This is a genomic window from Streptomyces sp. NPDC059454, assembly GCF_042749965.1.
Classification (GTDB): Bacteria; Actinomycetota; Actinomycetes; order Streptomycetales; family Streptomycetaceae; genus Streptomyces.
The window spans coordinates 151,961-164,826 of the sequence record NZ_JBHYVC010000001.1 but is presented as its reverse complement, the minus strand read 5'-3'; the positions used below and the strand labels follow the sequence as shown (position 1 = coordinate 164,826).

Genomic DNA, 12,866 nt, shown 5'->3' with positions numbered 1-12,866 from the left:
TGGTGGCACGGTTGCCCGGGGGAGCGGGGATGCGGCTGCTCGCGGGAGTGGTGGCACGGCTGCCCGCGGACGGCGGAAGCGGTCGGTGCGGTGGCGGCGTGGTGCTCTCGCGGTGCTTGTCGCCTGTGCGGTCGCCGTGCCGCTTGCCGGGGCGGACCGGCCGCGGGTGCCCGCGCCGGGGCCTGCCGCGCTCGCGACGCCTTCCGCGGCGACCCTCGGGGCGGTCTACGCCGCCAACCGGGCCAACGCCGAGGAAGCGGCCCGGATGGCCGACGAGTACGGGGACCGGGGACGGGCCGCCGCCGACCGGGCGTTGGCCGGGCGGCAGTTGCTGTACTTCGACGGGCGCGGGTCCGGGCTGGTCACCGAGGTGCTCGGGGACCTCGCGCACGCCGACCGCGTCGCCGTTCTCGTCCCCGGTTCCGACACCGGCATCGACACCTACGGCCGGTTCCGCGCCACCGCCCTCGCGCTGCACGAGCGGCTCGGTACGCGTGCCGCGGTCGTGGCCTGGCTCGGCTACGAGACCCCCGGCACCGTCAGCACCACCGTCGCCACCACCGGCCGGGCGGACGAAGCCGCACCCGAACTCCGGGACCTGGTACGTGACGTGCGTGCCGTCGCCGGGCAGCGGGCCGGTGTCTCCCTCCTCTGCCACTCCTACGGCTCCGTCGTCTGCGCCCGGGCCGCCGACGGTCTCGACGTCGACGACATCGCCCTCCTCGGCAGCCCCGGCACCGGTGCCGACACCGCCGCCGCCCTGCGCACCCGGGCCCGCATCTGGGCCGCCCGGGGCGCCGACGACTGGGTCGGGAACGTCCCGCACCTCAGCGCCGACCTCTTCGGCACCACCGTCGGCTTCGGCACCGACCCCGTCTCCCCGGCCTTCGGCGCCCGGGTTTTCGCGGCCGGCGACGGCGGCCACAGCGACTACTTCGCCCCCGGCTCCACCTCCCTGGCCAACCTCACCCGGATCGTCCTCGGCGAGACCCCGGCGGTGACCTCATGAGCCGCCTCGCAGCCGCGATACGCGGCGCCGCCGAGCGCGTCGACGCGGCCACCCCGGACCACCGCGACCGTGCCGTGGACGCCCTGCGCGCCGGTGCCGTCCTCGGCGTCGTCCTCGGCCACTGGCTGGTCACCGCCCTCGTCGCGGACGGCCGCACCCTGCGCACGGCCAGCCCGCTCCAGCACCTGCCGTGGCTGGCACCCGTCTCCTGGACGTTCCAGACCCTCGCCGTGTTCTTCCTGGTCGGCGGCCACGTGGCGACGCGCGGGTACGCCTCGTCCCGCGCCCGCGGCGTCCCGTACCGCCGCTGGCTGCACGGCCGGCTGGCCCGGCTGTTCAAGCCGGTCGCCGCCGTCCTCCTGCTGTGGACGGCCGTCACCGCCGTCCTGCTGCTCTCCGGGGCCGAGTACGCGACCGTCCGCACGCTGGTGAAACTGGCCCTGTCACCCCTGTGGTTCCTGCTGGTCTTCGCCGCGCTCACCGCCGCGACCCCGCTGCTGGCCCGGCTCCACCCGTTGTGGCCGCTCGCCGTCGTCCTCCACGTCGACCTGCTCCGCTTCGGCTTCGGCGCCCCCGCCTGGCTCGGCTGGCTGAACCTGGCGGCAGGCTGGCTGGTGCCGTACACCCTGGGCGCGGCCTGGACGCGCGGCGGGCTGGAACGCCGCAGGTCCGGCTGGATCCTCCTGCTCTCCGGCACGGCCGCCACGGCCGCGCTCGTCGCCTGGGCCGGCTACCCGGCGTCGATGGTCGGCGTCCCGGGCGCCGAGGTCTCCAACCTCAACCCGCCGACGCTGGCCGCCGTCACCTTCGGCCTCGCCCAGTGCGGGCTCGCGCTGCTGCTGCGGGACCGGCTGCGCGGCGCGATGCGGCGTCCCGTCGCGTGGGCGGCGGTGGCGCTGGTCAACCTCTCCGCGATGACGATCTTCCTCTGGCACCAGTCCGCCCTGATGGCGACCACCGCCACCGGTCTCCTGGCCGGCCGCCTCCCCGGCCTGCACACCGTCCCCGACGACCTGGGCTGGGTCGCCGCCCGGCTGGTGTGGCTGCCCGTGTTCGTCGTCGCGCTCGCGGTCTGCCGGTCCGCGTTCCGGTCGTGGGAACAGGGCGGGGGAGGACGGCGGCGCGGACGGTCCCGGGTGGTCCGCGTCCACCGGCCGACGACGAAGGACGTGCGGCATGTCTAGGCTGAACGGCGTGACGGACAAGGGGGCGGGGCACGTGCGGCGGTGGCCGGGCGTGCTGCGGGACGACCTGTGGACCGCACGGGCCGACCCGTTGCCGCCCTCGACGTGGCTGCGCTGGCTGCCGCACGGCGTCGTGTGCCTGGCTGCCTTCGGCGTGCTGCTGGGTGACGCGGCCCAGCTGAACGACAACGGCGGGGTCGACCCCGGGTTCGCCTTCCTGATCGCCCTGGCCCAGGCCGGCGCGATGGTGTGCGCGCTGTGGCGGCCGATCCCGGCGTGGTGGATGTCGACGGCGGCCATGCTGGTGGGGGCGTTCGCCGTGCGGGCGGTGATGGCCGCGGACGGCGACAAGTTCACCTGGCCCTGGTCGGCCGCGGGGATCATCGCGCACCTGCTCGTCCTGCTGCTGCTCGCCCTGCGGGCCCGTACCCGAGTGGCGGTGGAGGCGCTGGCACTGACCGCGCTCGCCACCTACGCCGTGCAGGGCCTGGTGGGCGCCACGAACTACCAGCCGACCGGTCAGCTCGCCGTCATCCTGTTCACGGTCGCCGTCGTCCTCGGCAGCGCCCTGCGCGGCCGCCGCGAGGCCCGCGCCGAACTGGGGCGGCAGACCACGCTCACCGCGGAGGAACGCGCCCGGCGCACCCTCCTGGAGGAACGCAGCCGTATCGCCCGGGAGTTGCACGACGTCGTCGCCCACCACATGTCGGTGATCTCCATCCAGGCCCAGGTCGCCCCGCACCTGGTGCAGGACCCGCCGGACGAGCTGAAGGAGAACCTCGCCGGCATCCGGCAGAACGCGGTCGAGGCGCTCACCGAACTGCGCCGCGTCCTGGACGTGCTGCGCTCCGAGCACCCCGCCCCCGGCGAGCGCGCGGACGCCCCGCAGCCCACCCTCGACCGGCTGGAGGCGCTGGTGAGGAACACCCGCGCCGCCGGACTGACCGTGACCACCGAGATCACCGGCGAGCGGCGCCCGCTGCCGTCCGGCGTGGAGCTGTCGGCGTACCGGATCGTGCAGGAGGCGCTGAGCAACGTGCTGCGGCACGCGCCCGGCGCGACCGCCCAGGTCACCCTGGCCTACGATCCGCGAGGGCTGCGGGTGACGGTCGTCAACACCGGCCCGGACCGGGAGGCACCGCCGTCCGCAGGCGCCGGGCACGGACTGCTCGGCATGCGGGAACGGGCCGTGATGCTGGGCGGCAGGCTGACGGCCGGCCCCTGGGCCGGCCGGGGCTACAAGGTCGACGCCTACCTCCCGGTCTCCGCCCCGCCCGCCACCGACCCCCTTTCCCGGCTTCCCCAGGACGGCACCGCATGATCCGCGTACTGATCGCCGACGACCAGCAGATGGTCCGGCAGGGCTTCACCGTGCTGCTGAACACGCAGCCCGACATCGAGGTCGTCGGCCAGGCGGTGAACGGGGTGGACGCGGTCGCACAGGTCGCCGAACTCGCCCCGGACGTCGTCCTGATGGACATCCGCATGCCCGAACTCGGCGGCATCGAGGCCACCGCCCTCATCACCACCGCCACCCCGCACATCAGGGTCCTCGTCCTGACCACCTTCGACCTCGACGAGTACGTGTACGAGGCGCTGCGCGCCGGCGCCTCCGGCTTCCTGCTGAAGGACGCGTCCGCCGATCAGCTCGCAGAGGCCATACGGGTGGTGGCGGCCGGGGACGCCCTCCTCGCGCCCGGTGTCACCCGCCGGCTGATCGCCGAGTTCTCCCGGCTGGACGACCGCCCCCGCGCCCCGCTCAGACAACGCGTCGGGGAGCTGACCGAACGGGAGACGGAGGTGCTCGCGCTGATCGCGCAGGGCCTGTCCAACGCGGAGATAGCGGTACGTCTCGTGGTGGCCGAGCAGACCGTGAAGACGCACGTCGGCCGCATCCTGGTGAAACTGGGCCTGCGCGACCGCACCCAGGCGGCGGTGTTCGCGTACGAGTCGGGGCTGGTCCGCCCCTCGGGGTACTGAGGAGCCCTCGCCGTGACCCGCGTAGTACCTGAGACGGACACCCGGGAACCCCTCTCGGCGGGGACGACCGCGCTCACCCGGTCGGCCTACCGTGTGAGCGTGACCGAGACGACTCAGCAGCAGCACGGGACCCGCAGCCCGGAGTACCAGGCGGCCCGGAACTCCCTGCGCGGGCTGCGCCAGGACCTGTTCCACGACCCCTTCGCCTACCGCCCGCTGCCGCCCCGGCGCACGGACGGCCCGTTCGTGCGCCGGCTGCCCGCCCGGCTGCGGTCGGCCGCGCAGCACCTCCCGCACGCGGTGGTGGGGGTGCTGGCGCTGATCGCCCTGTGCGCGGGCGCGGTGGGCGGTGACCTGCCCGGCGGCGACGTACCGGCCCTGCTCACCGGCGTGCTGTGCGCGCTCCCGGTGCTCGCCACCCTCGTCCGGCCGGTCGGCGCGTTCTGGCTGTCCCTCGCCGCGACCCCGGTGGTCGCGATCATCAACGGCGGCGGATGGGACTGGCCGTGGATGCCTGGCGCGTTCATCTGCCACCTGGCCGTGCTGGTCGTCGTGGCGCTGCGCACCCGGCCCCGCACCGCCGCCTGGATGTGGGTCCTGACCGCCGCGTACGCCTTCCTCTCGGACGTCTTCTTCGGCGGATCGTACTACTACACCAACAGCGGGCCCATGATGGTGACGTCCGCGTTCGCCCTGCTCGTGGTCTGTCTCTGGCACGTCCGCCGCACCGCCCAGCAGGAGGTGACCGCCCAGCAGACCGTCACCGCGCACGAACGCTCCCGGCGCACGCTGCTGGAGGAGCGCACCACCATCGCCCGCGAGCTGCACGACGTGGTCGCCCACCACATGTCGGTGGTCGCCATCCAGGCCGAGGCCGCGCCCTACCGGGTGGAGAACCCGCCGCCGGAGCTGGAGCGGGCCTTCGCCACCATCCGCGAGAACGCGGTGGCCGCCCTCACCGAGCTGCGCCGCATCCTCGGCGTGGTCCGCGCCGAGGACTACGAGGTCCCGGACGCCCCGCAGCCCACCCTCGCCGACCTGGACGCCCTGCTGGTCAACGTGCGCGACGCGGGGTTGCAGGTGGAGAAGGTGGTGACCGGCGCGGTGCGGGAGCTGCCGCAGGGCGTGGAGCTGTCGGCGTACCGGATCGTGCAGGAGGCGCTGAGCAACAGCCTGCGGCACGCTCCCGGCGCGAGCGCCCGCGTCGAGATCGGGTACGTCCTCGGCGGACTCGGCGTGCGCGTCGTCAACGGCCCGGCTCCCGAGCCGAACCTGATCAAGCCCTCGCCCGGAGCCGGTCACGGCATCACCGGCATGCGGGAGCGGGTCACCATGCTGAACGGCGAGATGACGGCCGGCCCGACGGACGACGGCGGCTACGAGGTCGCCGTGTTCCTGCCGGTCGCCACGGTGAACGAAGGTGACGCATGACCATCCGTGTCCTGATCGCGGACGACCAGATGATGGTGCGCGAGGGCTTCTCGGTCCTGCTGGGCGCGATGCCCGGCATCGAGGTCGTCGGCGAGGCCGTCAACGGCCGGGAAGCGGTCGAACGGGTCCGCGAACTCGCCCCCGACGTCGTCCTCATGGACATCCGCATGCCCGAGCTGAACGGCATCGAGGCGACCCGGGAGATCGTCGCCGCCGACGGCGCGGCGAAGGTGCTGGTGCTGACCACCTTCGACCTCGACGAGTACGTCTACCAGGCGCTGCGCGCGGGCGCCTCCGGCTTCCTCCTCAAGGACGCCTCCGCCCGCCAGCTCGCCGACGGGGTACGGATCGTCGCGTCCGGAGAGGCCCTGCTCGCCCCCACGGTGACCAAACGGCTGATCACCGAGTTCTCCAAGCTGTCCGAGGCGCCCCGCCTGATGCCGTCCGCGCAGGCGGCGTACGGCGACCTCACCGACCGGGAGACGGAGGTGCTGGTGCTGATCGCGCAGGGCCTGTCGAACGCGGAGATCGCCGGACGGCTGGTGGTCGCCGAGTCCACGATCAAGACGCACGTCAGCCGCATCCTGGTGAAGCTGGGCCTGCGCGACCGCACCCAGGCGGCGGTGTTCGCGTACGAGGCACGGCTGGTCACCCCCGGCTGACCCTGGTCAGGGGGCGGGGCACCGGGCTACCGTCCGTCCATGGCAGCCCTTGACGACCTCGCGTTCGACCCGTGGGACCCCGCGTTCGTCGCCGACCCCTACCCCGCCTACGCCGAACTGCGCGGACGCGGACGGGTGCACTACTTCGAGCCGACGGACCAGTGGCTGGTCGCGCACCACGCGGACGTCTCGGCGCTGCTGCGCGACCGGCGCCTGGGACGGACCTACCGGCACCGCTTCACCCACGAGGAGTTCGGCCGCACCGCCCCGCCGCCGGAGCACGAGCCGTTCCACACCCTCAACGACCACGGCATGCTCGACCTCGAACCGCCGGACCACACCCGTATCCGCCGCCTGGTGTCGAAGGCGTTCACCCCGCGCACGGTGGAGCGCCTCAAGCCGTACGTCCGAGGGCTCGCGGAGGACCTGGTGTCCGCGCTGGCCGAGGCGGGCGGCGGCGACCTGCTCAAGGACGTCGCCGAACCCCTCCCGGTCGCGGTGATCGCCGAGATGCTGGGCATCCCGGAGTCCGACCGGGCGCCGCTGCGCCCCTGGTCGGCGGAGATCTGCGGGATGTACGAGCTGAACCCGCCCGAGGAGACGGCGGCGAAGGCGGTCCGGGCGTCGGCCGAGTTCTCGGACTACCTGCGCGGCCTGATCGCCGAGCGCCGCGAGAACCCCGGCGACGACCTGGTCTCGGGCCTGATCGCCGCCCACGACGAGGACGACGACCGGCTCACCGAGCAGGAGATGATCTCCACCTGCGTCCTGCTGCTGAACGCGGGCCACGAGGCCACCGTGAACTCCACGGTCAACGGCTGGTGGGCCCTGTTCCGCAACCCCGGCCAGCTCGCCGCCCTGCGCGCCGACCACTCGCTCGTCCCCTCCGCCGTGGAGGAGCTGATGCGCTACGACACCCCGCTCCAGCTCTTCGAGCGCTGGGTCCTCGACGAGATCGAGATCGACGGCACAGTGATCCCGAGGGGCGCGGAGATCGCGATGCTCTTCGGCTCCGCCAACCACGACCCGGCGGTCTTCGCCGACCCGTCCCGCCTGGACCTGACCCGCCGCGACAACCCGCACATCTCCTTCAGCGCCGGCATCCACTACTGCATCGGCGCCCCGCTGGCCCGCATCGAGCTGGCGGCCTCGATGACGGCCCTGCTGGAGAAGGCGCCGACGCTGCGGCTCGCGGCGGAGCCGCAGCGGAAGCCGAACTTCGTGATCAGAGGGCTGGAGGGGCTGGCCGTGGAGGTGGGGTGATCACCCGTTCGGATGATCACCGGCCGACTTCCGGCGAGGGACATGGAGGGCTCGTCAAGCTGGTGTCCGCCTGCGGAGGGAGGCACCATGACGGTTATGGCAGAACGCGCGTCATCCCGGTTGTCGGTGGACATGTTCGAGCGGATCGCCGAGTTCGCCGAGCGTGAGGACGAGACCGTCAGGTTCGAGTTCATCAACGGACGGATCGGGCTCAGGAAAGTGACCAACGGCAATCACGGCGCGATCATCATGTGGCTGGTCCGTCAGTGCATGCAGGCCAGGCCCGAACTCGATCTCAGTCCGGTGCAAGGGCTGAAGGTGGAGTCCTACCGCAAGGGCCGGGCCCTTCCGGACGCGGTACTCGCCCCCGTCGCCCACTTCGCCGGACAGGGGGACTGGGCGGACATCGAGGGCGTGCTGATGACCGTGGAGGTCACGTCCTTCGACTCGGACACGCACGCTCGCGACCGGGTGGAGAAGCCCCAGGCCTACGCCGAAGCCGGGATCCCCGTCTATTTGCTGATCGACCGCGACCGTCGCTCGATTCTTGTGCACAGCGACCCGCACCCAGTGGCCGGCTACCGGAACATCCGGAAGCGCCAGCTGGGCGACAGGGTCGTGCTTCCCGAGCCCGTCGGTATCGAATTCGATGCCGAGGAGCTCAAGCCGTACATGGACTGACGACCCCGGTCACGCTGTCATGTCCCTCCGCCGCAACCCAGCCAGCCCCGCCGCCACCAGCCCCGCCGCGAGCACCGTGAGGACCAGCACCGGCGCCCACGCCATCTCCCCGCCCGGCAACTTCGGCAGATGACCGAAGGGCGACAGGTCCAGCACCGCCCGCGGCACGTCCAGCGCCGGACCGACCCAGCCGATCAGCAGCACCGCACCGGCCACGCCCCACGCCGCCGTCGCCGCCCGGGGCGCCAGCCCGTACAGCAGGACCGCGACCCCGCCGATCACCCACACCGCCGGAACCTGCACCAGACACGCCCCCAGGACCGGGCCCGCCTGCTCACCGTGGCCGAGGGCGAGACCCGCCCCCGCGAGCAGCATCAGCCCCACCGTCCCGCCGAACGCCACCACCAGGTGCCCGGCCGCCCACCGCAGCCGTCCGACGGACCCCGCGAGGACCGGTTCGGCCCGCCCCGAGGTCTCCTCGCCGTGCAGCCGCAGCACCGACGCGACGATGTACAGGGCGGCCACCAGCCCCAGCATCCCGGCCATCACCGCGAGGAAGGCGTCCGTCAGCCCGGACTGCCCGCCCATCCGCCGGAAGATCTCCCGGGCGCCCTCGTTGTCACCGACCAGCTCGGCCGCCCCCTCCGCCATCCCGCCGTACACCAGCCCCGCCAGCAGGAACCCGGTGCTCCAGCCGAGCACACCGCCCCGCTGCAACCGCCAGGCCAGCGCCCCCGCACTCCCCAGCCTCCCGGCGGCCGGTCCCGGTCGGCTCGGCAGGAAGCTCATGCCGAGGTCCCGGCGCCCGGCGAGCGCGTACGCCACCGCCCCCTGCACCAGCACCGCCCCCGCGAACAGCCCAAGCACCCACCACCGTTCACCGGTGAACGCCCGCAGGTTCGTCAGCCAGCCGAGCGGTGACGCCCACGTCAGCGGCGACGAACCTCCCCCAGTGCCGAAAGCCTGGGAGGTGCCCCCATCGGTCGCGGAGTCACCGGCCGCCCGCAGCACGAACGCCGCCCCGAGCACCGCCGCCGTCAGCCCCCGCGCGAGCCGTGCGCTCTCCGTCAGCTGGGCCACGATCGCCGCCATGGTCGCGAAGACCATGCCCACGCCCGCGAGCCCGAGCCCGAACGCGAGCGCGCCCGCCGCGCCCTGCCCGGCCAGTCCCGCCGTCACCAGCAGCGCCAGCACCCCGTTGGCGACGGCCGCCGCGAGCAGCGCCGCCGTCAGCGAGGCCCTGCGTCCGACCATTCCGGACGCCACCATCTCCTGACGTCCGCTCTCCTCCTCGTCCCTGGTGTGCCGTACGACGACCAGCAGACCGACCACGGCGGCCAGCGCCCCCGCGTACACCCCGACCCGCCAGGCGGTCAGCGCGCCGAGGGAGTCTCCGAAGACGGGGCCGACCATGGCGCGCAGGGAGGAGTTGCCGGCCATCTGGGCGACCAGGTCGGCGCGTTCGGCGGGAGTGCCGTACAGCCCCTTGAGCGTGTTCGGCATGGACAGCACCATGAGGGCGTTCACCGCGACCCAGACCGGGATCATCACCCGGTCCCGGCGCAGCGCGAAGCGCAACAGAATTCCGGTGCCCGCGAGTTGACGGGAGCTCGCCGGCCGTACGGCGAAGGCGGCGGCGCTCATCGGGCGGCCACCTCGTCCTGGTAGTGCCGCAGGAAGAGTTCCTCCAGCGTCGGCGGGGTGGACGTCAGCGACCGCACGCCCGACTCGCTCAGCGAGCGCAGCACCGCGTCCAGCTTGTCGGTGTCCACCTGGAGCCGTACGCGCCGCCCCTGTATGTCGAGGTCGTGCACGCCGGGCAGTGCGGCGAGCCCGTTCGGCGGGCCGGCGAGTTCGGCGCTCACGCTCGTGCGGGTCAGGTGCCGCAGCTCGGCGAGCGAACCGCTCTCCACGGTCCGACCCCTGCGGATGATGCTGACCCGGTCGCACAGCTCCTCCACCTCGCTGAGGATGTGCGAGGACAGCAGCACGGTCCGCCCGCGCTCCCGCTCCTCGGTGACGCAGCGCTGGAAGACCTCCTCCATCAGCGGGTCCAGGCCGGACGTCGGCTCGTCCAGGATCAGCAGGTCGACGTCGGAGGCGAACGCGGCGACCAGGGCGACCTTCTGCCGGTTGCCCTTGGAGTAGGTGCGGCCCTTCTTCGTCGGGTCCAGCTCGAACCGCTCGACCAGTTCGGCGCGGCGGTGCGGGTCCAGGCCCCCGCGCAGCCTCCCGTACAGGTCGATGACCTCGCCCCCGGAGAGGTTGCGCCACAGCGTCACGTCACCGGGGACGTAGGCGATACGGCGGTGGATCTCCACGGCGTCCGTCCACGGGTCCCGGCCGAGCACCTGGGCGGCACCGGAGTCGGCGCGCAGCAGGCCGAGCAGGACGCGGAGGGTGGTGGACTTCCCGGAGCCGTTGGGGCCGAGGAAGCCGTGGACCTCGCCGGTCCCGACGCTGAGGTCGAGACCGTCCAGTGCGTGGGTCCGGCCGAACGACTTGTGCAGTCCGGACACGGTGATGGCCTTCGTCATGCTTCGGAACGTACGCTTCTTTCAGAAATTTGTGAAGTTAAGGAAGCGTATGAACGATGGCTAGACTGATCCGTGGCGTCTGAGCAGGGGAGATGATCGGATCATGGCGAAACCGAGCGGGACGGCCCGGGACCCGGAGGCGGTCTCCCGGTTCGTGGAGCACTTCGCCGCGCAACTGGTGGAAGCCGGGATGACGCGCATGCCCGCCCGTGTCTTCGCGGCCCTGCTCGCCTCCGACACCGGTGTCCTGACCTCCGCCGAGTTGGGCGAACAGCTGAAGATCTCGCCGGCGGCGGTCTCCGGCGCGGTGCGCTACCTGTCCCAGGTGCGCATGGTGTCGCGCGAACGCGAGCCCGGCTCACGCCGAGAGCGGTACCGGGTCCACGGCGATCAGTGGTACGAGGCCCTGACCAACCGCGAGGCCGTCCTCAAGCGCTGGGAGGACGCCCTCCGGGAGGGCGTCACCAGCCTGGGCGCGGAGACGCCGGCGGGGCGGCGGCTGGCGGAGACGCTGGCCTTCTTCGAGTTCGTCGACCGGGAGGTCGTCGCGATGATGGAGCGCTGGCGGGCGCACCGGGAGGAGCGGTTCGGGCGGGGGTAGTCGGTCGGCTACGCCGAGTGGTGGCTGGTCCGTCTCAAGGGGAGGGCGCATCATGACAGTCATGGCAGAGCGACCGACGATAAACGGCACCGGGCTCGGCGACTTCGAGGAGATGCTGGACCTTCTCGACGAGCTGCGACTGCGCGATGGCTTCAAAGCCGAGATCATCAGGGGGAACATCGTCGTGTCGCCGTGGTCGAAAGCGTTCTACCTCGACGTCATGGAGCTGGTGTGTGAGCAGCTCCGGCCGTACCTCTCTGAGGAGCATCGGATCAGTTACGGTCCTTTCCTGTACGTGTTTCCAGGTGTGGAGCGCGCGTACGGTCCCGACATCCATGTCGCGCATCGGAGCGTCAGCCGAAGCACCAGCAACCACTTGGACGGCGAAGCCCTCTCCTTCGTCGCCGAACTGACCTCCTCCTCCACCCGCGACGACGACCTGACCGACAAGGTCGAGACCTACGGAAAGGCGGGCGTCCCCGTCTACCTGCTCCTCGACATGCAGGAGGAACAGGCCACGGTCTTCTCGATGCCCTCTGCCAAGGGTTACGAGTCCCGCGACACCAAGCCCTTCGGCGAGAAGCTGCCGATCCCCGCCCCGTTCGACTGCGTACTGGACACGACCGGCTTCAAGGCGCCCTGACTCATACGGGCACCACGAGCCCCCAGGCCCCCTCCCGCACCACCCACGTCCGCGTCCGCACCGGCCCCGACACCGCTCCGTCCGCCCGGCACCGGAAGTGCGCGCCCGACACGGTCACCGTGCGGGCCTCCGCCAGCAGCGGAGCCGCCTCCGCCCCCACCGACACCGGACGCACCTCCACCCGGGCCGTTCCGGAGGCGTCGGGGGTGACCGAGACGGACTCCACCGGCTGGTGCAGGTCGACGAGCGTCGACCCGTCCACCTCCACCCGCAGCCGCGTCGGCCCCGGCTCGGGGACGGAGACGGCACCGGACGGCCTGGCCGGCACCAGAGTCCGTACCAGGGACCGGCACGTCCGCAGCCACGGACGCCCCGCCCCGCCGGCCCCCTCCCGCACCCGCGTCACACCCCCGACCGGCGGGATCCGCAGCGCGCCGAGCACCACCCCGTCGCTGTCGTCCACCAGCAGGTCCATCCGCCGCTCCGCCCCGTCCAGCACGGCCCGCGCCGCCGCCACCGCCCCCGTGGGCACCCCGAGCGACCGCGCGAGGGAGACCGCACCTCCCACCGGAACCAGCGACAGCGCGCAGTCGGCCAGCTCCCGCCGCCGGTGCAGCAGCGTCACCGCCCGCACCAGGGCGCGGTCGTCGCCGATCACCACCGGCCGCCGCGACCCGCGCCGCGCCAGCACCCGGGCGAACTCCTCCGGCCCGTCCGGCAGGCACACCTTGGCGTCCGCCGCACCCGCGCCGATCACGTCCTTCGCGATCCGGACGGACTCGCCGTCCGCCCTCCGGGCGACCGGATCGATGACCACCAGGAGCTGATCGGACGCCGCGGGGAAGATCCTGGAAGTCGCCACCTCGGCCATGCCT

The 12,866-nt window shown here is 72.9% G+C and carries 13 protein-coding genes; 10 read left to right on the top strand and 3 right to left on the bottom strand.

The window, feature by feature from the left end:
- Positions 1 to 112 precede the first annotated feature (112 nt).
- From ACFXAE_RS00795 to ACFXAE_RS00760, 8 genes are all read left to right on the top strand, one after another.
- Entirely contained in the window at positions 113 to 1,009 is an 897-nt protein-coding gene (locus ACFXAE_RS00795) for an alpha/beta hydrolase (protein ID WP_384706229.1), read from the top strand.
- Positions 1,006 to 2,193 carry an acyltransferase gene (locus ACFXAE_RS00790; protein ID WP_384706227.1) on the top strand — a complete coding sequence of 396 codons (1,188 nt, stop codon included), beginning with the start codon at positions 1,006 to 1,008 and terminating at the stop codon, positions 2,191 to 2,193. Before ACFXAE_RS00795 ends, ACFXAE_RS00790 begins: the two co-directional genes overlap by 4 nt.
- Positions 2,186 to 3,514: a sensor histidine kinase gene (locus ACFXAE_RS00785; RefSeq protein ID WP_384706225.1), complete on the top strand. Its 1,329-nt coding sequence runs from the start codon at positions 2,186 to 2,188 to the stop codon at positions 3,512 to 3,514. Before ACFXAE_RS00790 ends, ACFXAE_RS00785 begins: the two co-directional genes overlap by 8 nt.
- Positions 3,511 to 4,173 carry a response regulator gene (locus tag ACFXAE_RS00780; RefSeq protein WP_384706223.1) on the top strand — a complete coding sequence of 221 codons (663 nt, stop codon included), beginning with the start codon at positions 3,511 to 3,513 and terminating at the stop codon, positions 4,171 to 4,173. Before ACFXAE_RS00785 ends, ACFXAE_RS00780 begins: the two co-directional genes overlap by 4 nt.
- Positions 4,174 to 4,185: 12 nt before the next feature.
- Complete coding sequence (locus ACFXAE_RS00775; protein WP_384706221.1) at positions 4,186 to 5,604, top strand: sensor histidine kinase; 1,419 nt, start codon at positions 4,186 to 4,188, stop codon at positions 5,602 to 5,604.
- On the top strand, positions 5,601 to 6,266 hold the full coding sequence (locus ACFXAE_RS00770; RefSeq protein WP_384706219.1) for a response regulator: 666 nt from the start codon (positions 5,601 to 5,603) through the stop codon (positions 6,264 to 6,266). The genes ACFXAE_RS00775 and ACFXAE_RS00770 overlap by 4 nt, the downstream gene beginning before the upstream one ends.
- Before the next feature lie 39 nt (positions 6,267 to 6,305).
- Complete coding sequence (locus ACFXAE_RS00765) at positions 6,306 to 7,529, top strand: cytochrome P450 (RefSeq protein ID WP_384706217.1); 1,224 nt, start codon at positions 6,306 to 6,308, stop codon at positions 7,527 to 7,529.
- 87 nt (positions 7,530 to 7,616) lie between these two features.
- Positions 7,617 to 8,210: a Uma2 family endonuclease gene (locus tag ACFXAE_RS00760; RefSeq protein ID WP_384706215.1), complete on the top strand. Its 594-nt coding sequence runs from the start codon at positions 7,617 to 7,619 to the stop codon at positions 8,208 to 8,210.
- A gap of 9 nt (positions 8,211 to 8,219) precedes the next feature.
- Here ACFXAE_RS00760 and ACFXAE_RS00755 read toward each other — a convergent pair whose 3' ends face one another.
- Together ACFXAE_RS00755 and ACFXAE_RS00750 are read right to left on the bottom strand one after the other, a co-directional pair.
- A complete protein-coding gene (locus tag ACFXAE_RS00755; protein ID WP_384706213.1) occupies positions 8,220 to 9,854 on the bottom strand; it encodes an ABC transporter permease in 1,635 nt (544 codons plus the stop codon).
- Positions 9,851 to 10,747, bottom strand: coding sequence for an ATP-binding cassette domain-containing protein (locus tag ACFXAE_RS00750; protein WP_384706211.1), 897 nt, complete (start codon positions 10,745 to 10,747; stop codon positions 9,851 to 9,853). The genes ACFXAE_RS00755 and ACFXAE_RS00750 overlap by 4 nt, the downstream gene beginning before the upstream one ends.
- Positions 10,748 to 10,850: 103 nt before the next feature.
- Between ACFXAE_RS00750 and ACFXAE_RS00745 the strand changes: the two genes are divergently transcribed.
- Both ACFXAE_RS00745 and ACFXAE_RS00740 read left to right on the top strand, forming a co-directional pair.
- Positions 10,851 to 11,348, top strand: a complete 498-nt coding sequence (locus tag ACFXAE_RS00745; RefSeq protein ID WP_384706209.1) for a GbsR/MarR family transcriptional regulator — start codon at positions 10,851 to 10,853, stop codon at positions 11,346 to 11,348.
- A gap of 61 nt (positions 11,349 to 11,409) precedes the next feature.
- Positions 11,410 to 11,991: a Uma2 family endonuclease gene (locus ACFXAE_RS00740; protein WP_384706207.1), complete on the top strand. Its 582-nt coding sequence runs from the start codon at positions 11,410 to 11,412 to the stop codon at positions 11,989 to 11,991.
- Position 11,992: 1 nt separating this feature from the next.
- On the opposite strand, the gene ACFXAE_RS00735 is transcribed toward ACFXAE_RS00740, so the two are convergent.
- Positions 11,993 to 12,862 (bottom strand): diacylglycerol kinase, encoded by an 870-nt coding sequence (locus ACFXAE_RS00735; protein ID WP_384706205.1) that lies wholly within the window; start codon positions 12,860 to 12,862, stop codon positions 11,993 to 11,995.
- Between the last annotated feature and the right edge of the window lie 4 nt (positions 12,863 to 12,866).